Raw genomic sequence first — 20,697 nt, 5'->3', positions numbered from 1 at the left:
CGTCCATCATGCAGCCTTCGTTCGATCCGACCGCCGCGCATTTCGCGAGCCGCTATCTGGCGGCGTTCGCGGCGCTGCCCGTGGCCGTGCAGTACGGGTTCGCCATCGTGTTCGGCCTCGTGATCGGCAGTTTTCTTACTGTCGTCGTGCATCGTCTGCCCGTCATGCTCGAACGCGCGTGGCGCGCGGAAGTCGACGCAGCCATTCCCGAGGCGTCCGATGCCACCAAATTCGCCGCCGCCGATCCCTATCCCGAGCGCTTCAATCTCGCCGTGCCGCGCAGCGCGTGCCCGCATTGCAAGCACGTGCTGCGCGCGTGGGAAAACATTCCCGTCATCAGCTATCTGGCCCTGCGCGGACGTTGCTCGGCATGCGGCGCACGCGTGAGCCCGCGCTATCCGCTGACCGAACTCGCGACCGGCGCGCTGGCGGCGCTATCGCTTTACGCGTTCGGTCCCACGTGGCCCGCGCTGGCCGCGCTCGGTCTATGCGCGGCCTTGCTGACGGCAGGGCTCATCGACTACGACACACGCTATCTTCCCGATGTACTGACGCTGCCCTTGCTTTGGGCCGGGCTTCTCGTCAATTTCGGCGAAGGCGGATTCGCGACGCTGCACGACGCCGTGACGGGCGCAGTCGCAGGCTATCTGTTCCTGTGGTGCGTGTACTGGCTCTTCAAGCTCGTGCGCGGCGTGGAAGGCATGGGCTACGGCGACTTCAAGCTGCTCGCCGCGATCGGCGCGTGGCTCGGATGGTCGGCGCTCGCGCAAGTGCTTCTGATCGCGGCCGTCGCGGGCGCCGCGTTCGGCATCGTAGCGACGTGGCGCAAGCGCATGCGTTTCGAAGAGCCGTTACCGTTCGGACCGTTTCTCGCGGCGGGCGGCGCGATCACGCTTTTCATCGGCACGCCGCTTTATGCATTGTTAGGTTGATCGAACCGAACGGAGCAACGGATGTTCAGCATTGGTCTTACCGGCGGCATCGGCAGCGGCAAGAGCACGGTCGCTGATCTCTTCGCAGCGCGCGGCGTGCCGCTGATCGACACGGACCTGATCGCGCATCGAATCACGGCGCCGGGCGGCGTCGCGATGCCGCTCATCGCGAGCGAATTCGGCGACGGATTCATCGCGGCGGACGGCTCGCTCGATCGCGCGAAGATGCGCGCGCTCGTCTTCGCCGACGACACCGCGAAGGCGCGCCTCGAAGGCATCGTGCATCCGCTGATTCGCGCCGAGACGGAACGCCAGCGGTTCGCGGCGCAGGGCGCGTATCACATCGTCGTGGTGCCCTTGCTCGTCGAGTCCGGTAAATGGGCGAGCCGCGTGTCGCGCGTGCTCGTGGTGGATTGCCCCCTCGAGACGCAGATCGCTCGCGTCATGCGGCGCAACGGCTTCACGCGCGAACAGGTACTCGCGATCATCGCGAAGCAGGCGTCTCGCGAAGCGCGTCTCGCGGCTGCCGACGACATCGTGCTCAACGATGAAACCGCCACGCTCGACACGCTCGCGCAGCAAGTCGAAACACTGCACGGCCGTTATCTTTCGCTTGCGTCCGCATGACGCGACGGCGATCGCCTGAGTTAGCGAAATCGTCGAAAAGTTCCCCGTTTTCCGCCGAAACGAGCCATTCGGCGCCCGAATATGGCCCGATTTGCTAGGGTGAGGATGCGGCATTAGAATGTGCTCACTTCCGCTCATGGAAGCAACCGACCCACGCCGAGGCGAGCGCGCTTGATCCTTTACGAGTATCCCTTCAACGAGCGAATCCGGACGCTGCTGCGCCTCGAAGACCTGTTCGAGCGCTTCACGTTCTTTCTGACTCAGGAAGACGCGCGAGAACATCACGTTGCACTCACGACGCTCTTCGAGATCGCGGAAGTCGCTGGCCGCACGGACCTCAAAGCCGACCTCATGAAGGAACTGGAACGGCAGCGGCAAACGCTCGCGCCGTTTCGCGGCAATCCGGGCATCGAACAGGAAGCGCTCGAAGCCGTGCTCGGCGAAATAGAGCAGACGCTCGCCGGCCTCACCGAAATGCACGGCAAGACCGGCCAGCATCTCGCCGACAACGAATGGCTCGCGAGCATCCGTAGCCGCACGATCATTCCCGGCGGAACGTGCAAGTTCGATTTGCCGTCGTATTACGCCTGGCAGCAGTTGCCGGTCGAGGAGCGCCGCCAGGACATCGCGAAGTGGGTCATGCCCATGCTCGCGTTGCGCGACGCGGCGGCCATCGTATTGCGGCTCGCGCGTGAGTCGGGTCAGGCATCGAAAGTCATGGCGATGCAGGGCAGCTACCAGCAGATGTTGTCCGGCCGCACGTATCAGCTGATGCAAGTGCGCGTCTCACCGGACACGCGCGTGATTCCGGAAGCAAGCGCGAACAAGTACATGCTGTGGGTGCGCTTCACGGTGCAGGACGGCGATCTGAAACCGCGCGCCGTCGATGTCGACGTGCCGTTTCATCTGACGCTTTGCAGCCTTTGAATCGGAACGGTTTGGCCTCATGTGGTCAAATATCGTCCGTAACCGGCTCAATTCGTATTCGTCATGACCACTGTCGTCAAATGTCCGACCTGCGGCAAGGATGTCCGCTGGGTTCCCGAAAACCGCTTTCGCCCGTTCTGTTCCGAGCGCTGCAAGCAGATCGATCTCGGCGCGTGGGCGGCCGAGAAGTACAAGATCGCGGGTAATTCGCAGGAAACGCCGCCGGACGAAGACAATCGCGGCGGCCTCAACTGAGCGCCGTTATTCGCGCTCTTCCTCTTCGAGCCATTCCAGAATCGGAATGGCTGCCGGCAGGAGCGGCGCGACCTCGACGGGAAGCGTCTGCCAGGCGATCGCCTGACCTTCGCGGCCGACCGGCGAACCGTTCCACTCCGTCACCTTGCAGAAGAAAAGCCGCACGTACGCATGGGGATAATCATGCTCCAGCGTGCGCCAGAGCTGGCACGCGGTGACATCGATGCCCAGTTCCTCGTGCAGTTCGCGACCGAGCGCCGCCTCGATGCTCTCGCCCGGCTCCAGCTTGCCACCGGGAAACTCCCAGTAACCTTCATACGGTTTGCCCGCGGGCCGCTGCGCAAGCAGATAGCGCCCGTCGTGCTGCACCATCACGCCGACGGCCACTTCGGTCACCTTGCGGCCATCGGGCGCGATGTCCGGCTTCGCATCGGTCATTGCTTGCGTCCCGACCAGTCGCGCGCGAATTGCCACGCCACGCGGCCCGAGCGCGATCCGCGTTCGAGCGCCCACACGAGCGCATCGCCGCGTGCGCTTTCGACTTCGGCGTCGGCGCAGCCGAAGTGCTTCAGCCAGTGTCCGACGATCGACAGATAGTCGTCCTGCTTGAACGGATAGAAGCTGACCCAAAGGCCGAAGCGCTCGGAAAGCGAAATCTTTTCTTCGACCACTTCGCCGGGATGAATCTCGCCGTCGGACGTGTGCTTGTACGTCTCGTTGTCGCTCATGTATTCGGGCAACAGATGGCGGCGGTTCGACGTCGCGTAGATGAGCACGTTGTCCGATTGCGCGGCGACGGAGCCGTCGAGCGCGACCTTCAGCGCCTTGTAGCCCGACTCGCCTTCCTCGAACGAGAGATCGTCGCAGAAGACGATGAAACGCTCGGGCCGCGTGGAGATCAGATCGACGATATCGCCGAGATCATGCAGATCGTCCTTGTCGACTTCGATCAGGCGCAAGCCGTCCTTCGCATACGCGTTCAGACACGCCTTGATCAGCGACGACTTGCCCGTGCCGCGCGCGCCCGTCAGCAGAACGTTGTTCGCGGGCAGCTTGTTCACGAACTGTTGCGTGTTCTGCTGAATGAGCGATTTCTGACGATCGATGTTCTGAAGGTCGTCGAGCGAGATCTGCGAGATGGCGGAAACGGGTTGCAGGAAGCCGCGTCCCTGACGCTTGCGCCAGCGAAACGCCACCGCGGATTCCCAGTCGATATCGGGCGCGGCGGGCGGCAACATGCCTTCGATGCGCGCCAGCACCGCTTCGGCGCGCGTGAGAAATTGTTCGAGTTTATCCATCGAGTTGTCCGCGTTCAGGAGCGATAGTCGGCGTTGATGCTCACGTAATCATGCGAAAGGTCGCAGGTCCAGACGGTCGCTTGCGCGTCGCCGCGCCCGAGCACGACGCGAATCAGGATCTCGCTCTTCTTCATCACGCGCTGGCCGTCTTCTTCCTTGTACGCGGGATTGCGCCCGCCGGCTTTCGCGACCAGCACGTCATCGAGATAAAGATCGATCTTGCCGACATCGAGATCCGTTACGCCCGCATAACCGATCGCAGCGAGAATGCGGCCGAGGTTCGGATCGGACGCGTAGAACGCGGTCTTAACGAGCGGCGAATGGCCGATCGCGTAGGCAATCTGACGGCACTCCGCCGCGTCCTGGCCGCCCTCCACCGTGATCGTCATGAACTTGGTCGCGCCTTCGCCGTCGCGCACGATGAGTTGCGCGAGTTCCTGCGCCACTTCGGTCACGGCGTCGCGCAATGCGGCGTACGCGGGCGAATCCGTCGATGTGATCGGGGGCAGCGACGACTTCCCCGACGCGATCAGGATGAACGAATCGTTGGTGGACGTATCGCCGTCGATCGTGATGCAGTTGAACGAACGATCCGCGACGTGCTTCACGAGCTGATCGAGGACCGGCTGCGCGACGTTCGCATCGAATGCGAGGAAGCCGAGCATCGTCGCCATGTTCGGGCGGATCATGCCCGCGCCCTTGCTGATGCCCGACAGCGTGACGACGTGACCGTCGATCGTTACCTGGCGCGACGCCGCCTTCGGCAGCGTGTCGGTCGTCATGATCGCTTGCGCGGCGTCGAACCAGTGCGCGGCTTGTTGATTCGCGAGCGCGGCGGGCAGACCGGCCTTCAGGCGATCGATCGGCAGCGGCTCCAGAATCACGCCGGTCGAGAACGGCAGGATTTGCTGCGCATCGAGATTGGCGAGACGCGCGAGCTCCGCGCAGGTTTCGCGCGCGTGCGCCATGCCCGGCTCGCCGGTGCCCGCGTTCGCGTTGCCCGTATTCACGACGAGCGCACGAATGCCCTTGCCGCCTTGGCCCGCCGCCGCGAGATGCTCACGGCAGACCGTAACCGGCGCGGCGCAGAAGCGATTCTGCGTGAAAACGCCCGCGACGCTCGCGCCTTCATCGACGCGAATGACGAGCACGTCCTTGCGGTTGGGCTTGCGAATGTTCGCCTCCGCGTAACCGAGCGTGACGCCGGGGACGGGATGAAGCGCTGCGGGATCGATCGAGGGGAAGTTGACGGCCATGTTCGCGTCTCGCTGAAAGTGGCGAATGCCGGCTCATCGAACCGGCACATGATGAAAGACTGACGCCGGCCAGCGGATTCGAACCGGCGCCGTGAATGATGGATGCTGCAAAGACAAACGACGCATCGCTGCGTCGCTTGTTCGTCAGGTCACGAGCCGATTACACCAGCTTGCCGTGACAGTTCTTGTACTTCTTGCCGCTGCCGCACGGGCACGGATCGTTGCGGCCGACCTTCGGCACGTCGTCCGAAGGACGCGTCGCCACGCTGATGTCGTCGCCCGCGGCCATCGCCTGGCTGACCATCTGCGCGGTGGCGCTCGCCGCCGCTGCGGCGGGCGTCGGCTCGGCGGCCGGCGCGTTGAAATCCGCGTGCGTGAACGACACGTTTTCCAGATGGCTGCCTTTCTCTTCGTACTGCTCGGCGGCTTCTTCGAGCTGCTCCGGCGACTGGATCTGCACGTTCATCACGACGCGCGTGACTTCCTGCTTCACGGCGTCGAGCATCGCGGCGAACAGTTCGAACGCCTCGCGCTTGTATTCCTGCTTCGGGTTCTTCTGCGCATAGCCGCGCAGATGGATGCCCTGCCGCAAGTGATCGAGCGCGGCGAGATGCTCGCGCCAGCGGCTATCGAGCGTCTGCAGCATGATCGAGCGCTCGAACGCGCTGAACGATTCGCGGCCGACCATCGCGACCTTCGCTTCGTACGCTTCGTCGGCGGCGGCGAGCACGGCTTCGCAAATTTCTTCCGCGTCGATCGAATTCGACTCGTTGATCATCTCCTGAACCGCGAGATCGAGCGACCAGTCGTTGCGCAGCACTTCTTCCAGCTCCGGCGCTTCCCACTGCTCTTCGATGCTGCCCGCCGGCACGAAGGTTCGCACGACGTCGCCGATCACGCTTTGACGCATCGCCGCGATGGTTTCCTGCACGTCGTTCGCTTCGAGCAGTTCGTTACGCTGCTGATAGATGACCTTGCGCTGATCGTTCGCGACGTCGTCGTATTCGAGCAGTTGCTTGCGGATGTCGAAGTTGCGCGCTTCGACCTTGCGCTGCGCGCCTTCGATCGAACGCGTGACCATGCCTGCTTCGATCGGCTCGCCTTCCGGCATCTTCAGGCGATCCATGATCGCGCGCACGCGGTCGCCCGCGAAAATGCGCAGAAGCGGATCGTCCAGCGACAGATAGAAGCGCGACGAACCCGGATCGCCCTGACGGCCCGCGCGGCCGCGCAGCTGGTTGTCGATACGGCGCGACTCGTGACGCTCGGTGCCGATGATATGCAGACCGCCCGCCGCCTTCACGTGATCGTGCAGCGCCTGCCATTCGTCGTGCAGCTTCTGGATGCGCGCGGCTTTCTCGTTCTCGGGGATCGAGAGATCCGCTTCGATGAACGACGCCTGCTTCTCGACGTTGCCGCCAAGCACGATGTCCGTGCCGCGGCCGGCCATGTTCGTCGCGATCGTGACGGCGGCCGGACGGCCCGCTTCCGCGACGATCGCCGCTTCGCGCGCGTGCTGCTTGGCGTTGAGCACTTCGTGCTTCACGCCCGCCTGCGTGAGCAGATGCGACAGCAATTCGGACGCTTCGATCGACGTTGTGCCGACGAGCGTCGGCTGACCGCGCTCGACGCAATCGCGGATGTCGCGAATCACCGCGTCGTAACGCTCTTTCGACGTCTTGTAGATCTGATCCTGCTTGTCGACGCGCTTCGGCGGACGGTTGGTCGGAATCACGACCGTTTCGAGGCCGTAGATTTCGTTGAATTCGTAGGCTTCCGTGTCCGCCGTGCCGGTCATGCCGGACAGCTTCGAGTACATGCGGAAATAGTTCTGCAGCGTGATGGACGCGAGCGTCTGGTTCTCGGCCTGAATCTGGACGTGTTCCTTCGCTTCGACCGCCTGATGCAGACCGTCCGACCAGCGGCGGCCGGTCATCATGCGGCCGGTGAATTCGTCGACGATCACGACTTCGCCGTTCTGCACCACGTAGTGCTGATCGCGCAGGAAAAGCGTATGCGCGCGCAACGCGGCATAGATGTGGTGCATCAGCGTGATGTTCTGCGGCGCGTAGAGACTCTCGCCTTCGCCGATCAAACCCCACTCGGCGAGCAGGCGCTCGGCCTTCTCGTGGCCCGATTCGGTCAGGAACACCTGACGCGCTTTTTCATCGAGCGTGTAATCGCCCGGCTTTTCGACGCCGGTGCCGTCGGCCTTCTCTTCGCCGATCTGCTGCTCGAGCAGCGGCGGCAGCGCGTTCATGCGCACGTAGAGATCGGTGTGATCTTCAGCCTGACCGGAGATGATGAGCGGCGTGCGTGCCTCGTCGATGAGGATCGAGTCCACTTCGTCGACGATCGCGAAATTGAGCGGCCGCTGCACGCGCGCGTTGGTCTCGTAGACCATGTTGTCGCGCAGATAATCGAAACCGAACTCGTTGTTCGTGCCGTACGTGATGTCCGCCGCGTACGCTTCCTGCTTCTGCGAGTGTTCCATCTGCGACAGATTCACGCCGCACGACAGACCGAGGAAGTTGTAGAGGCGCGCCATCCATTCGGCATCGCGCTGGGCGAGGTAGTCGTTCACCGTCACGACGTGCACGCCGCGGCCCGACAGCGCATTCAAATACGCGGCGAGCGTCGCGACGAGCGTCTTGCCCTCGCCGGTACGCATTTCCGCAATCTTGCCGTAATGCAGGACCATGCCGCCGATGAGCTGCACGTCGAAGTGGCGCATCTTCAGGACGCGCTTGCTCGCCTCGCGGCAGACCGCGAACGCCTCGGGCAGGATCACGTCGAGCGATTCGCCGCCCGCGACGCGCTGGCGGAACTCATCGGTCTTGGCGCGCAGCTGGTCGTCCGAATACTTCTCGACGGTCGGCTCGAGGGCATTGATTGCCGCAACGGTCTTTTGATACTGCTTGACCAGCCGCTGATTGCGGCTGCCAAAAATCTTCTGAAGGAAACCGGTCGTCATCGGATCAGTGTCTGCGTCGCGGCTTCGGACGGCCACAGCACAAAGCTGCGTCCGGGCTCGGAGAACCTCGGCGACTTAAGTCCATAAGGTGAAATTCGAATCGGGAATTTTAGCATGTGAGTTTGGCAGACCTTGCGTCGGCGTGCCCGCGCGTGCGTAGACGGAACGCGACAGTCAACCCGCTGAAAGCTCGGGCGAAACTCGTTTCCCCGCCCGAAGCATCTGGCCGCCTCGCGTACAATCGAACCGTTCCGTCGGGCCTGCGCCTATACAAAAATGAGCCGCTTTTCTACGAATTCAAGATCGGGTTTCGATCCGCGGCGGCCGCAAGCCGTCGCCGACGTCCTCGATCGCACCGATGCGTTCCGCGCGTTGCGCGCGGGCGTCGAGCAAGTGGCGGCGCTGCAGCGCGATCTGAGCTCGCTTTTGCCGGATTATCTGGCGTCGAACGTGGAACCGGGTTTCATCAAGGACGGAGTCCTCGCGCTTTTCGCCGCGCACAACGCGCTGGCGGCGCGGCTGCGGCATATCGAGCCGCGTCTGCTTTCCGACCTGCAACAACGCGGCTGGGCCGTCAACGCGCTGAAAATCCGCGTCCGTCCGCAGCCGATGAAAGAATCCGCGCCGCCGAAGCAGGCGCGCATGTCGGCGGCGGGCGCAACGGCGCTGCATGATCTGGCGGCCTCGCTCGAGCCGTCGCCTCTACAGGAAGCGCTCGCGCGGATGGCGGAGCGGCATCAGGCGCGCGGACAAAAAAAATGAGCGGCGCCCGGCCGCTCATTCTTGTTCATCCGTTGAGGCTTTCAGTTAAGCAAACGCGGTCTGCGTGTCGAAACCGAAACCGCGCGGTGCGGTTTTCGTATCTTCAAATGTGACGATTTCATAAGCGTCTTCGTTCGCGAGCAACTCACGCAGCAGCATGTTGTTCATCGCGTGACCGCCCTTGTACGCCTTGTACGACGCCAGCAACGGACGGCCGACCACGTACAGGTCGCCGATCGCGTCGAGCATCTTGTGCTTCACGAATTCGTCGTCGTAACGCAGGCCGTCATTGTTGAGGATGCGGTACTCGTCGAGCACGATCGCGTTGTCCATGCTGCCGCCGCGCGCGAGCCCCAGTTCGCGCATCATCTCCACTTCATGCGCGAAGCCGAACGTGCGGGCGCGCGCGATTTCACGCACATACGACGTGGTCGCGAAATCCACTTCGAGCGCCTGACCGGTCTTGTCGACGGCCGGATGGCGGAAATCGATCGTGAAGCTCAGCTTGAAGCCGAAATACGGTTCCAGGCGCGCGAATTTGTCGCCGTCGCGTACTTCGATGGGCTTCGTCACCTTGATGAATTGCTTCGGCGCGTTCTGCTCTTCGATACCCGCCGATTGAATCAGAAACACGAACGATGCCGCGCTGCCGTCCATGATCGGGATTTCCTCGGCGGTCACATCGACATACAGATTGTCGATGCCGAGGCCCGCGCACGCCGACATCAAATGCTCGATGGTCGAGACGCGCGCGCCGTCCTTCTGCAGCACGGAAGCGAGACGCGTGTCGCCAATCGCCATCGCGGACGCGGGAATATCGACCGGCTCGGGCAGGTCGATACGCGAAAAGACGATGCCCGTCCCGATCGGCGCTGGGCGCAGGGTCAGGTCGACCTTGCGGCCGGAATGGAGCCCGATCCCCACGGTTTTGACGACGGTCTTGATTGTTCGCTGCTTCAACATGATGTTCTTTCCGATTCAAGATCCTATAAAGGAAATTAATCGTGCGTTAAATTCTAATAGGTCGAATTATACTCCATTCGCCGCATGCCGTCCTGATCCAGGTGGTATCAACTGTTTCCCTGTGTTACGCCAAGGCGAAGGATTTGTGAAGTAGAACGGGCCGATGGCCGGAATGGAGGCATTTCCGGTCATCGGCCCCAAATTGCAGCTCAATGCGAGGGCGCTTCAAGCGTTGCGCGCGGGCAACGCGGCGCGCCGCTGCACTCAGCGCAACGTCGCCAGGATACTGCGAGCGTCGCTGACTTCGAACTTGCCGGGCGCTTCGACATTCAGCGTCTTGACCACGCCGTCGTCGACCACCATCGCGTAGCGCTGGGAACGGATTCCCATGCCACGCTCGGACAAATCCTGATCCAGTCCGAGTGCCTGAGTGAAACGCGCACTGCCGTCCGCAATCATCTTCACCTTGCCCGCGGTTTGAAGATCGCGTCCCCACGCGTTCATGACGAACGCGTCGTTGACGGAAACGCACCAGACTTCGTCGATGCCTGCCGCGGACAAATCCGCCGCCGCTTCGACATAGCCGGGCACGTGTCTGGCGGAGCACGTCGGCGTGAACGCGCCCGGCAATCCGAAGATCACCACGCGCTTGCCTGCGCTCCGCTCGCGCACCGGGAACGCATTCGGTCCCACGGCACAGCCCTCGGTGGCCTCGTCGACGAACTCGAAGAGACGCACGTCGGGCAACGTTTCACCCACTTTGATCATGCTCGGTCCTTCCCTCATCAGTGCTCGCGGACATCCTCGCGATCGCATCGTCCCGCAACCGCGCCGAAAGTCTCCGCAGCGATTTCGGCTTCACTCTGCCTTCCTCGACGTCAGGGGCAGATTCGTGGAGGTCGGCTGGCCACGGCCCGGCGTCCGTTTTGCATCAGGACGCGGCCTTGGACAGTCGCCCCACGCGAAGCCTGCATCGTGCGCGCCGGACGTTCAGCGCGTGCACGCGGTGTGCCGCTTCGTCACGAACTCAGCAGCAAATAACGTGCGCTTCGCTCAGTCCGCCTGCTTGCGCAGGAACGCCGGAATGTCGTAAGTATCGACGCCTTTTTCCTGCAGCGCCTGCACGTGCGAAGCCGCCGTTTCACGCGTCGAGCGCCACACTGCCGGCGTGTCGAGCTGACCGTAATCCGTCGTGCTCTGACCGTGCTGCGTACCGTACGAATTGTGCGCGGCGGCGTGATGCGCGTGTGCGACCGGCTGATTGTCGGTGCCCGTGCGCAGGAGGGTCATCGGCGCTTGCTGCTGCTTCTTCGCCGCGCGGCCCAGGCCCGTCGCCACCACCGTCACGCGCAGCGCGTCGCCCATCGCGTCGTCGTACACGGCGCCGAAGATGACCGTTGCATCGTCGGCTGCGTAGGACTTGATGGTGTTCATCACTTCACGCGTTTCCGACAGACGCAGCGAACGGCTCGACGTGATATTCACCAGCACGCCGCGCGCACCCGACAGATCCACGCCTTCCAGCAGCGGACTCGCGACCGCCTGTTCCGCGGCGAGACGCGCGCGATCGACGCCGGCAACCGTCGCCGTGCCCATCATCGCCTTGCCCTGCTCGCCCATCACCGTCTTCACGTCTTCGAAGTCGACGTTCACGAGACCATCGACATTGATGATTTCAGCGATACCGGCGACAGCGTTGTTCAGCACGTCGTCCGCGCACTGGAAGCACTTGTCCATCTCGGCGTCATCGCCCATCACCTCGAACAGCTTGTCGTTCAGCACGACGATCAGCGAGTCGACGTGATCCTCCAGTTGCTGCGAGCCCGCTTCCGCGACGCGCATGCGGCGGCCGCCTTCGAACTCGAACGGCTTGCTCACGACGCCAACGGTGAGAATGCCCATTTCCTTGGCGATCTGCGCGACCACCGGCGCCGCGCCCGTGCCCGTGCCGCCGCCCATGCCCGCGGTGATGAACACCATGTGCGCGCCGCGCAGTGCGTCGGCGATACGCTCGCGCGCGTCTTCCGCCGCTTCCTTGCCCTTCTCCGGCTTCGCGCCAGCGCCGAGACCGGTCATGCCCAGTTGCAGAACCGCCGGCGCGCGCGAACGGGCGAGCGCTTGCGCGTCGGTGTTCATCACGATGAAGTCGACGCCCTGCACGCCGCGGTTGATCATGTGCTGAACCGCGTTGCCGCCAGCACCACCAACGCCCACGACCTTGATGATCGTTCCGTTGGTTTCCGTTTCCAGCATTTCGAAATCCATGTTGCCTCCGTCAAGAATGAAGATCGGCGTTATTCGACGAGAGATCGGGCAACCCCTTGTCGCGCACCAGCCGCCGGTACCGGCGCGAAATTCTTTTTGTTGCGTGTTGCGTATTGCTTAGAAATTCCCGAGGAACCAGTCTTTCATCCGCGAGAAGACTTGTCCCATCGAACCGTTCTGTACCGCGACCTTGCGGCCGCGCATGCGTTGCGAGCGTCCTTCGGCGAGCAGGCCCATTGCCGTCGAATAGCGCGGATTGCGCACGACATCGGCAAGGCCGCCCGCGTATTCCGGCACGCCGATGCGCACCGGTTTCAGGAAGATGTCTTCGCCGAGCTCGACCATGCCGGGCATCATCGCCGCGCCGCCGGTCAGCACGACGCCGCTCGACAGCAGTTCTTCATAGCCCGACTCGCGCACGACCTGCTGCACCAGCGAGAACAGCTCTTCGACGCGCGGCTCCACGACCGCCGCCAGCGCCTGCCGCGACAGCGTGCGCGGACCGCGCTCGCCCAGCCCCGGCACTTCGATCATTTCGTCCGGATCAGCGAGCGCCTGCTTCGCGATGCCGTAGCTCACCTTGATGTCTTCCGCATCCGGCGTCGGCGTGCGCAGCGCCATCGCGACGTCGCTCGTGATCTGATCGCCCGCGATGGGAATCACCGCCGTATGTCGGATCGCGCCTTCGCTGAAGATGGCGATGTCCGTCGTGCCGCCGCCGATATCGACGAGCACCACGCCCAGTTCCTTCTCGTCCTCGGTCAGCACCGCAAGCGACGACGCGAGCGGCTGCAGAATGAGGTCGTTCACTTCGAGGCCGCAGCGGCGCACGCACTTCACGATGTTCTGCGCCGCGCTCACCGCGCCCGTCACGATGTGCACCTTCACTTCGAGGCGGATGCCGCTCATGCCGATCGGCTCGCGCACATCCTCTTGCCCGTCGATGATGAATTCCTGGGTGAGGATATGCAGCACCTGCTGATCGGTCGGGATGTTGATCGCCTTGGCCGTTTCGATCACGCGCGCGACATCCGCCTGCGTGACCTCCTTGTCCTTGATCGCGACCATCCCGCTCGAATTGAAGCTGCGGATATGGCTGCCCGCGATCCCGGTGAATACGTTTGTGATCTTGCAATCCGCCATCAGTTCGGCTTCTTCGAGCGCGCGCTGGATGGATTGCACCGTGGCCTCGATATTGACCACGACGCCCTTCTTCAACCCCTTCGAGTCGCTCTGACCGAGTCCGATTACCTCGTAGTGGCCTTCGCCCTTCAATTCGGCGACGATCGCGACCACCTTCGACGTTCCGATGTCGAGGGAAACCAGCAGGTCTTTGTAGTCTTTGCTCATAGCGTGCTCATGCCTGTGATGTCTGCTTACTTCTTGGCCTTGTCGGTGTCGTTGATGAAGCGCATGTTCGCGGCTCGTATGGCAAAGCCGTTCGGGTACCGCAAATCCGCATATTCGATGTCCTTCCCCCAGCGTCCCGTGACGGACGGCCACGACGCGACGAAACGCTTGCAACGGTCGTTCAGCGTGTCCTGATTACGCTCGCGTCCGAGTTCGACCTGCGTGCCGTTCGACAGCTTGACCGTCCACGCGAAGCGCGGCGACAGCGTGACTTCTTCCGGCTTCGCGTCGAGCGGCGCGAACCACTTCTCGAAATCGTGATACCGCGCGACCACTTCCTTCGCCGTGCCCTCGGGGCCGTCGAACGCTGGCAGATCGTCGTCGAGTTCGCCCTGATTCGCGGTGAAGAGATCGCCGTCCACGCTCACCAGTTGATCGTTCCCCCACGTGCCGAGCGGCTTGTATTCCTCGAGCGTCACCGCGAGCGCGTTCGGCCATACGCGGCGCACGCTCGCGTGGCGCACCCACGGCACCTGCTCGAACGCGGCGCGCGCCGCATCGAGATCGACCGTGAAGTAGTTGCCCTTCAGATGACCGATCACGCTTGCCCGCACGACCGGCGAGCTGATGTGCGCCGTATCCCCGTCGATCTGAATCTCGCGCAGGCGAAACTCGGGACGCTGGATCGCCCAGTACCCCGCGGCGCCGAGAAGCAGCAGCACGAGCACGACGTGCAGCCCGTTGGCGGCGAGGTTGAGTTGGCGAACGTTGTTCCACATGGTTTCGCTTGTTCGTGTCCTGTGTGTGATCGACCTAGTTCTTCAGCGTGAGCGACAGCACTTTCACGACGAGATCCTTGTAGCTGATGCCGACCGCGCGCGCGGCTTTCGGCGGCAGCGAGTGATCGGTCATGCCGGGCGCCGTGTTCACCTCGAGGAAATACGGGTTGCCGTCCGAGTCGAGCATGAAGTCCGCGCGACCCCAGTCGGTGCAGCCGAGAATCTCGAAGGCGCGCTTCGTCAGCTGCTTCATGCGCGTCTCTTCTGCTTCGGTCAGGCCGCACGGAATCAGGTACTGCGTGTCGTCCGCGACGTACTTCGCGTGATAGTCGTAGAACTCGCCCGCCGGCACGATCTTGATGACCGGCAAGTCGAGATCGCCCGCGATGCAGCACGTAAATTCGCCGCCGCCCTCGATGCTCTTCTCGACGATCACGATCTTGTCGTAATTCACCGCTTCTTCGAGCGCGGGCACGAGCGTCTCCGCGCTCTTCACCTTGATGACCGCGACGCTCGATCCTTCGCTCGCCGGCTTGACGAAGAGCGGCAGCCCGAGCTTCGCGATGATGTCCTGCGCGCGCGCCGCGTAGTCTTCGCCGCGAAAGACGGTTTCGAACGGCGGCGTGGGAATGCCGGTCTGCTGCCACACGAGCTTCGTGCGCAGCTTGTCCATGCCGAGCGCCGAGCCGAGCACGCCGCTGCCCGTATAGCGGATGCCGTAGAAATCGAGCGCGCCCTGCAGTTGCCCGTTCTCGCCGTAACCGCCATGCAGCGCGATGAACGCGCGCACGAAGCCTTGCGCCTTCAGATCCGAAAGCGGATGCCGCGCCGGATCGAACGCGTGCGCGTCGATGCCCGCCTCGCGCAAGCCTTCGAGCACGAGGCGCCCGGAATTGAGCGAGACCTCGCGTTCGGCGGAATTGCCACCGAGCAGCACCGCGACTTTGCCGAAGACTTTCGGATCGATTTGATTCACTTGATTGCTCATGGTCTTGCTCTTACTGAGGCTGGGGGTTAGCCAGCTTGCCGCACACTCCGCCGATGGAACCCGCGCCCATGGCGATCACCACGTCGCCGTTGCGCGCGATGGTCGTCACCGCGTCGGGCACTTCGTCGATCGTCTCGACGAACACCGGCTCCACCTTGCCCGCGACGCGGATCGCACGCGCGAGCGCCCGGCCGTCGGCGGCCACGATGGGCGCTTCGCCGGCGGCATAGACATCGGTGAGCACGAGGGCGTCGACCGTCGACAGCACTTTCACGAAATCCTCGAAACAGTCGCGCGTGCGCGTATAGCGATGCGGCTGGAACGCGAGCACGAGACGCCGCCCCGGAAACGCGCCGCGCGCCGCCGCGATCGTCGCGGCCATTTCGACCGGGTGATGACCGTAGTCGTCGATGAGCGTGTACGCGCCTTCGCCGCTCGCCGCGCTCACTTCGCCGTAACGCTGGAAGCGACGGCCCACGCCGTTGAATTCAGCGAGCGCACGCTGGATATCGGCATCCGCGACTTCGAGTTCAGTCGCGATCGCGATTGCCGCGAGCGCGTTCTGCACGTTATGCGTGCCCGGAAGATTCAGCACGATGTCGAGCGACGGCGCGTCTTCACGCAGCGTCGTGAAATGCATGCGGCCGTCGCGCGCCTCGACGTTCACCGCGCGCACTTGCGCTTCCGCGCCGAGACCGTAGCGGATGATCGGCTTCGACACGAACGGCAGGATTTCGCGGACGTTCGGATCGTCGACGCATAGCACGGCAATGCCGTAGAACGGCAGCCGATGCGTGAACTCGATGAACGCCTGCTTGAGCCGCGCGAAGTCGTGGCCGTAGGTGTCCATGTGATCGGCGTCGATGTTCGTGATGACTTCGATCACCGGGAAAAGATTCAGGAACGAAGCGTCCGACTCATCGGCTTCAGCGACGATGAAATCGCCCGTGCCGAGACGCGCGTTCGCGCCCGCGCTGTTCAGCCGCCCGCCGATGACGAAGGTCGGATCGAGCCCGCCCGCCGCCAGCACGCTCGCGACGAGCGAAGTCGTCGTCGTTTTGCCGTGCGTGCCGGCGATGGCGATGCCCTGCTTCAGGCGCATGAGTTCCGCGAGCATCACGGCCCGCGGCACGATCGGCACGCGGCGATGCCGCGCCGCGAGCACTTCTGGATTGTCGGGACGCACGGCCGTCGAAACGACCACCGCATTCGCGCCTTCGATGTTCTGCTCGTGATGACCGATCTCGACGCGCGCGCCAAGCGCACGCAGACGCTCGGTGACCGCGCCGTTCGAAAGATCGGATCCGCTCACGTGATAGCCGAGATTGAGCAGCACTTCGGCGATCCCGCTCATGCCCGCGCCGCCGATCCCGACGAAATGTATATGTTTGACGATGTGCTTCATTTAGTGTGCCTCCCGAGCTTGCGCGTCGAAACGCGCGCCGGCCACGTCGGCGCAAATGCTCGCGACTTTTTCGGTCGCGTCCGGTTTCGCCAGCGCGCGCGAGCGCTCGGCCATAGCCGCGAGCGTGTCGCGCGTCTGTACGCGTAACCAGTCGGCGAGCTTTTGCGCCGACAGATCGCGTTGTTGTATCAGTCCAGCCGCGCCGTTCTTCGCGAGGAACGCGCCGTTGGTCGTCTGGTGATCGTCGACGGCGAACGGGAACGGCACGAAGAGCGCCGCCACGCCGACCGCGGCGATTTCCGAGACGGTCATCGCGCCCGACCGGCAGATGACGAGATCCGCCGATGCATACGCGCTCGCCATGTCTTCGATGAACGGCACGAGTTGCAGGTCTTCACCGCGCGTGAGACCCGCAGCCGCGTAGTTCGCTTCCAGTGCTTCGATATGCTTCGCGCCCGCCTGATGCACGATGCGCGGGCGCTCTTCCGATGCGAGCATCGCGAGCGCCTTGGGCACGGTTTCGTTGAGCGCGGCAGCGCCGAGACTGCCTCCGACGACGAGCACGTTCAGGCGCCCCGAACGCGCGGCGTAGCGTTCTTTGGGTGGCAATGCGCTCGTTAGTTCCGCACGGATCGGATTACCGGTCCATTCTGCATTCGGCAGAGCATTGGGAAACGCGACGAGCACGCGCTTTGCGAGATGCGCGAGCACCTTGTTCGCGAGCCCCGCGATGGAGTTCTGTTCGTGCAGCACGAGCGGGCAGCCCGCGAGCTTCGTCATGATGCCCGCCGGAAACGTGATATAGCCGCCCATGCCGAGCACGACGTCCGGCTTCACGCGGCGCAGCGCGGCGAGGCTTTGCGAACATGCGCGCAGCAGATTCACCGGCAACATCAGCTTGGTCTTGACGCCCTTGCCGCGCACGCCGCCGAAGCGCACGTATTCCATCGGAATGCCGTGCTTCGGCACGAGCGTCGCTTCCATGCCGCTCGCATTGCCGAGCCACACGACGCGCCAACCGTGCGCCTGCATCCAGTGCGCGACCGCGAGCCCCGGGAACACGTGGCCCCCGGTGCCGCCCGCCATCACCATCAAGGTGCGGTCGCGTTGCGCGGTCATACTTTTCCTCCGCGCATCAAGACGCGATTTTCGTAATCGACGCGCAGCAACACCGCCAGCGCGACGCAGTTCAGCAAAATGCCCGAGCCGCCGTAGGAGACGAGCGGCAGCGTGAGACCCTTGGTCGGCAGAAGACCGAGATTCACGCCCATGTTGATGAACGTCTGCGCGCCGAACCAGATGCCGACGCCCTTCGCCATTAGACCGGCGAACGTGCGATCGAGCGCAAGCGCCTGACGGCCGATCTCGAACGCGCGGCGCACGATCCAGTAGAACAGCAGGATCACGCAGATCACGCCGACGAAACCGAGCTCCTCGCCGATCACCGCGAGAATGAAGTCGGTATGCGCTTCCGGCAGATAGTTCAGCTTCTCGACGCTGCCGCCCAAGCCGACGCCGAACCACTCGCCGCGCCCGAACGCAATCAGCGAGTGCGTCAATTGATACGCCTTGCCTTGCGCGTAACGGTCGTCCCACGGATCGAGGTACGCGAAGATCCGCTCGCGACGCCACGGCGACAGCCACACGAGCATCGTGAACGTGCCCACCGCCGTCAGCACGAGGCCGCCGAACAGCTTGCCGTTGACGCCGCCGAGAAACAGCACGCCCATCGCGATCGCGGCGATCACCATGAACGCGCCCATGTCGGGCTCGAGCAGCAAGAGCGCACCGACCGCGCCGACCGCGACCGCCATCGGCAGAAAGCCCTTGCCGAAGCTGTGCATGAATTCCTGCTTGCGCACGGTGTAGTTCGCGGCGTAGATCGTCACCGCGAGCTTCATGATCTCCGACGGCTGCATGTTCGTGATGCCGAGCGGAATCCAGCGGCGCGCGCCGTTCACGCCTTTGCCGACGTGCGGAATCAGCACGATGATGAGCATCGCCAGCGCGACGAGAAAAAGCTTCGGCGCGTACTTTTCCCACGTCTTGATTGGAATCTTGAACGCGATGGTCGCGCCGACGAGCGCCGTCGTGATCGAAACGAGGTGACGCACGAGGAAGTGATAGTCGCGATAGCTCGCGTACTTGGGCGAATCCGGCATCGCGATCGACGCCGAGTACACCATCACGATGCCCAGGCCGAGCAGCGAGATCATCACCCACAACAGCGAATAGTCGTAGTCGAGCATGCGCGAGCGCGCCGGGCGCACGCCGTTGACCGCGCTCGAAATGCCGCCGCGCGTGCCCGAATTCGAGCGGCCCGCGAGCGAGTCGCCGGGCATGGCGTTGCGCTGTCCGGTGAGTTTCGATCCGAAGCGTTCCGACCAGCTCATAGCATCACTCCCCGCGCGGCGGCGATATCTTCGACCGCGCCGCGAAACACGTCGGCGCGATGTGCGTAGTTCTTGAACATGTCGAGGCTCGCGCACGCGGGCGAAAGCAGCACGGCGTCGCCGGCTTCCGCGATTTTCGCGGCGGCGTTCGTCGCTTCCTCGAGCGTCGCGTGATCCTGCAATTCGACATTCGTCGATGCCAGCGTTTCGCGGATGCGTGCCGCGTCGCGGCCGATCAGCATCACGGCGCGCGCCCAGCGTGCGACCGGCGCTTCGAGCGGCGAAAAGTCCTGGCCCTTGCCGTCGCCGCCGGCGATCAGCACGACGCGTTGCGCGAGGCCGTCGAGCGCGGCGACCGTCGCGCCGACGTTCGTGCCTTTGCTGTCATCGACATAATCGACGCCGTCGATCTGCGCGATCACTTCGACGCGATGCGGCTCGCCGCGATACTCGCGCAAGCCGTGCAAAAGCGCCGCCAGCGGCAGATCGATCGCGCGAGCCAGCGCCAGCGCTGCGAGCGCGTTCGCCGCGTTGTGCAGACCGCGGATGCGCAGCGCGTCGACGGGCATCAGACGCTTGGAAACGAGGTTCGGCTCGGCCTCGTCCTTCTTGCGGCGACGCGAAGTCGCAGTCTCTTCCGACGCGTCCTGATCGATGCCAACGACGAGCCACTGCATGCCGTTATCGCGCAGCAAACCGTAGTCGCCGACATTCAGCGGCTCGTTCAGTCCGAACGTCACGACGCGATGTTGCGCGACGTTCGCCGCGAGCTTCATGACGCGGCTGTCGTCGCGGTTCAGCACGCGCGTCGTGGCCGGGCCGAAGATGCGCCCTTTCGCGGCGGCATAGGCGTCGAGGCCGCCGTGCCAGTCGAGATGATCCTGCGTGATGTTCAGCACCGCGGCGGCATCCGGTGCGAACGTATGCGCGGTTTCGAGCTGAAAACTCGACAGTTCGAGCACCCAGACATCGGGCAGCGCGGTCTGGTCGATGGCTTCGGTCAGCTTGTCGAGCATCGCCGGGCTGATGTTGCCCGCGACCGCGACCGACTTGCCCGCGCGCTCGCACAAGAGGCCGGTGAGCGCGGTCGTGGTGGTCTTGCCGTTCGTGCCCGTGATCGCGATGACTTTAGGCGCATAGCCGTTCGCGCCGAGTCCGGCGAGCGCCTGCGCGAACAGTTCGAGTTCGCCCCAGACAGAAATGCCGCGTTCTTTCGCTGCAGCGATCAGCGGCGCGAGGTCATCCGCGAGCGGCGACAGCCCCGGGCTGATCGCGACGAGTTCGATGCCGCCATCGAGCAACGCGGGCGTGAACGCGCCGCCGACGAAATCCGCATCGATCTTGTGGATCGCGAGTTCGGAGAGATTCGGCGGCGCTTCGCGCGTGTCGGCGATCCGCAGGCGGCAACCGTGCCTGGCGCACCAGCGCGCCATCGCCAGACCGGATTCACCCAGCCCAAGCACGAGCACCATCGGACTTTGCCGACCGATAAACTTCTCGCCAAACATCGCTTTACCTTTTAC

Annotated in this window: 19 protein-coding genes; 5 read left to right on the top strand and 14 right to left on the bottom strand. The window is 63.8% G+C overall.

Going from position 1 to position 20,697, the window contains the following annotated elements:
* Positions 1-8: 8 nt before the first annotated feature.
* The 4 genes from BG60_RS10865 (at position 9) to yacG (ending at position 2,741) form a co-directional block, all read left to right on the top strand.
* Positions 9-932, top strand: coding sequence for a prepilin peptidase (locus BG60_RS10865; RefSeq protein ID WP_034471455.1), 924 nt, complete (start codon positions 9-11; stop codon positions 930-932).
* Positions 933-953: 21 nt separating this feature from the next.
* On the top strand, positions 954-1,559 hold the full coding sequence (gene coaE, locus BG60_RS10860; RefSeq protein ID WP_034471453.1) for a dephospho-CoA kinase: 606 nt from the start codon (positions 954-956) through the stop codon (positions 1,557-1,559).
* Between the two features lie 171 nt (positions 1,560-1,730).
* A complete protein-coding gene (gene zapD / locus BG60_RS10855; RefSeq protein ID WP_008342965.1) occupies positions 1,731-2,486 on the top strand; it encodes a cell division protein ZapD in 756 nt (251 codons plus the stop codon).
* A 63-nt stretch (positions 2,487-2,549) separates the two neighbouring features.
* Positions 2,550-2,741 carry a DNA gyrase inhibitor YacG gene (gene yacG, locus BG60_RS10850; RefSeq protein ID WP_008342966.1) on the top strand — a complete coding sequence of 64 codons (192 nt, stop codon included), beginning with the start codon at positions 2,550-2,552 and terminating at the stop codon, positions 2,739-2,741.
* A 6-nt stretch (positions 2,742-2,747) separates the two neighbouring features.
* On the opposite strand, the gene BG60_RS10845 is transcribed toward yacG, so the two are convergent.
* The 4 genes from BG60_RS10845 to secA all read right to left on the bottom strand — a co-directional run bounded on the left by BG60_RS10845 (position 2,748) and on the right by secA (position 8,269).
* On the bottom strand, positions 2,748-3,179 hold the full coding sequence (locus BG60_RS10845) for an NUDIX domain-containing protein (RefSeq protein WP_008342968.1): 432 nt from the start codon (positions 3,177-3,179) through the stop codon (positions 2,748-2,750).
* Entirely contained in the window at positions 3,176-4,039 is an 864-nt protein-coding gene (locus tag BG60_RS10840; RefSeq protein WP_008342970.1) for an ATP-binding protein, read from the bottom strand. Before BG60_RS10840 ends, BG60_RS10845 begins: the two co-directional genes overlap by 4 nt.
* A 14-nt stretch (positions 4,040-4,053) precedes the next feature.
* Complete coding sequence (gene argJ / locus BG60_RS10835) at positions 4,054-5,295, bottom strand: bifunctional glutamate N-acetyltransferase/amino-acid acetyltransferase ArgJ (RefSeq protein ID WP_034471451.1); 1,242 nt, start codon at positions 5,293-5,295, stop codon at positions 4,054-4,056.
* Positions 5,296-5,455: 160 nt separating this feature from the next.
* Positions 5,456-8,269 carry a preprotein translocase subunit SecA gene (gene secA, locus BG60_RS10830; RefSeq protein ID WP_034471684.1) on the bottom strand — a complete coding sequence of 938 codons (2,814 nt, stop codon included), beginning with the start codon at positions 8,267-8,269 and terminating at the stop codon, positions 5,456-5,458.
* A 276-nt stretch (positions 8,270-8,545) separates the two neighbouring features.
* Here secA and BG60_RS10825 point away from each other — a divergent pair, with 276 nt between their 5' ends.
* Entirely contained in the window at positions 8,546-9,031 is a 486-nt protein-coding gene (locus BG60_RS10825; protein ID WP_034471449.1) for a DciA family protein, read from the top strand.
* Positions 9,032-9,076: 45 nt separating this feature from the next.
* Here BG60_RS10825 and lpxC read toward each other — a convergent pair whose 3' ends face one another.
* From lpxC to murD, 10 genes are all read right to left on the bottom strand, one after another.
* The gene (gene lpxC / locus BG60_RS10820) at positions 9,077-9,994 is read right to left on the bottom strand and encodes a UDP-3-O-acyl-N-acetylglucosamine deacetylase (protein ID WP_008342975.1); all 918 of its coding nucleotides are present in this window, start codon (positions 9,992-9,994) and stop codon (positions 9,077-9,079) included.
* Between the two features lie 264 nt (positions 9,995-10,258).
* Entirely contained in the window at positions 10,259-10,762 is a 504-nt protein-coding gene (locus tag BG60_RS10815) for a peroxiredoxin (RefSeq protein WP_034471682.1), read from the bottom strand.
* Between the two features lie 285 nt (positions 10,763-11,047).
* Positions 11,048-12,259 carry a cell division protein FtsZ gene (gene ftsZ / locus BG60_RS10810; RefSeq protein ID WP_008342979.1) on the bottom strand — a complete coding sequence of 404 codons (1,212 nt, stop codon included), beginning with the start codon at positions 12,257-12,259 and terminating at the stop codon, positions 11,048-11,050.
* Positions 12,260-12,376: 117 nt separating this feature from the next.
* Positions 12,377-13,609: a cell division protein FtsA gene (gene ftsA, locus BG60_RS10805; RefSeq protein ID WP_008342980.1), complete on the bottom strand. Its 1,233-nt coding sequence runs from the start codon at positions 13,607-13,609 to the stop codon at positions 12,377-12,379.
* A gap of 26 nt (positions 13,610-13,635) precedes the next feature.
* The gene (locus BG60_RS10800; RefSeq protein ID WP_008342982.1) at positions 13,636-14,388 is read right to left on the bottom strand and encodes a cell division protein FtsQ/DivIB; all 753 of its coding nucleotides are present in this window, start codon (positions 14,386-14,388) and stop codon (positions 13,636-13,638) included.
* Positions 14,389-14,422: 34 nt separating this feature from the next.
* Positions 14,423-15,364 carry a D-alanine--D-alanine ligase gene (locus BG60_RS10795; protein WP_008342984.1) on the bottom strand — a complete coding sequence of 314 codons (942 nt, stop codon included), beginning with the start codon at positions 15,362-15,364 and terminating at the stop codon, positions 14,423-14,425.
* 22 nt (positions 15,365-15,386) lie between these two features.
* The gene (gene murC / locus BG60_RS10790; protein WP_034471448.1) at positions 15,387-16,781 is read right to left on the bottom strand and encodes a UDP-N-acetylmuramate--L-alanine ligase; all 1,395 of its coding nucleotides are present in this window, start codon (positions 16,779-16,781) and stop codon (positions 15,387-15,389) included.
* Positions 16,782-17,900 (bottom strand): undecaprenyldiphospho-muramoylpentapeptide beta-N-acetylglucosaminyltransferase, encoded by a 1,119-nt coding sequence (gene murG / locus BG60_RS10785; protein WP_034471446.1) that lies wholly within the window; start codon positions 17,898-17,900, stop codon positions 16,782-16,784.
* Positions 17,897-19,174, bottom strand: coding sequence for a putative lipid II flippase FtsW (gene ftsW, locus BG60_RS10780; protein ID WP_008342990.1), 1,278 nt, complete (start codon positions 19,172-19,174; stop codon positions 17,897-17,899). The genes murG and ftsW overlap by 4 nt, the downstream gene beginning before the upstream one ends.
* Positions 19,171-20,682, bottom strand: a complete 1,512-nt coding sequence (gene murD / locus BG60_RS10775; RefSeq protein WP_034471444.1) for a UDP-N-acetylmuramoyl-L-alanine--D-glutamate ligase — start codon at positions 20,680-20,682, stop codon at positions 19,171-19,173. Before murD ends, ftsW begins: the two co-directional genes overlap by 4 nt.
* Between the last annotated feature and the right edge of the window lie 15 nt (positions 20,683-20,697).

The organism is Caballeronia zhejiangensis, from assembly GCF_000698575.1.
Lineage (GTDB): Bacteria > Pseudomonadota > Gammaproteobacteria > Burkholderiales > Burkholderiaceae > Caballeronia > Caballeronia zhejiangensis.
Note: the sequence above shows the minus strand (reverse complement) of the source record. Positions and strands in the feature narration are given on the sequence as shown.

Excerpts from the sequence above, each read along its gene's own strand:
- murC (WP_034471448.1), bottom strand. The coding sequence starts at position 16,781 with ATGAAGCACATCGTCAAACATATACATTTCGTCGGGATCGGCGGCGCG.
- murG (WP_034471446.1), bottom strand. The coding sequence starts at position 17,900 with ATGACCGCGCAACGCGACCGCACCTTGATGGTGATGGCGGGCGGCACC.
- BG60_RS10815 (WP_034471682.1), bottom strand. The coding sequence starts at position 10,762 with ATGATCAAAGTGGGTGAAACGTTGCCCGACGTGCGTCTCTTCGAGTTC.
- BG60_RS10845 (WP_008342968.1), bottom strand. The coding sequence starts at position 3,179 with ATGACCGATGCGAAGCCGGACATCGCGCCCGATGGCCGCAAGGTGACC.
- argJ (WP_034471451.1), bottom strand. The coding sequence starts at position 5,295 with ATGGCCGTCAACTTCCCCTCGATCGATCCCGCAGCGCTTCATCCCGTC.
- ftsA (WP_008342980.1), bottom strand. The coding sequence starts at position 13,609 with ATGAGCAAAGACTACAAAGACCTGCTGGTTTCCCTCGACATCGGAACG.
- secA (WP_034471684.1), bottom strand. The coding sequence starts at position 8,269 with ATGACGACCGGTTTCCTTCAGAAGATTTTTGGCAGCCGCAATCAGCGG.
- yacG (WP_008342966.1), top strand. The coding sequence starts at position 2,550 with ATGACCACTGTCGTCAAATGTCCGACCTGCGGCAAGGATGTCCGCTGG.
- BG60_RS10800 (WP_008342982.1), bottom strand. The coding sequence starts at position 14,388 with ATGTGGAACAACGTTCGCCAACTCAACCTCGCCGCCAACGGGCTGCAC.
- BG60_RS10865 (WP_034471455.1), top strand. The coding sequence starts at position 9 with ATGCAGCCTTCGTTCGATCCGACCGCCGCGCATTTCGCGAGCCGCTAT.
- ftsZ (WP_008342979.1), bottom strand. The coding sequence starts at position 12,259 with ATGGATTTCGAAATGCTGGAAACGGAAACCAACGGAACGATCATCAAG.
- coaE (WP_034471453.1), top strand. The coding sequence starts at position 954 with ATGTTCAGCATTGGTCTTACCGGCGGCATCGGCAGCGGCAAGAGCACG.
- ftsW (WP_008342990.1), bottom strand. The coding sequence starts at position 19,174 with ATGAGCTGGTCGGAACGCTTCGGATCGAAACTCACCGGACAGCGCAAC.
- BG60_RS10825 (WP_034471449.1), top strand. The coding sequence starts at position 8,546 with ATGAGCCGCTTTTCTACGAATTCAAGATCGGGTTTCGATCCGCGGCGG.
- BG60_RS10840 (WP_008342970.1), bottom strand. The coding sequence starts at position 4,039 with ATGGATAAACTCGAACAATTTCTCACGCGCGCCGAAGCGGTGCTGGCG.
- murD (WP_034471444.1), bottom strand. The coding sequence starts at position 20,682 with ATGTTTGGCGAGAAGTTTATCGGTCGGCAAAGTCCGATGGTGCTCGTG.
- lpxC (WP_008342975.1), bottom strand. The coding sequence starts at position 9,994 with ATGTTGAAGCAGCGAACAATCAAGACCGTCGTCAAAACCGTGGGGATC.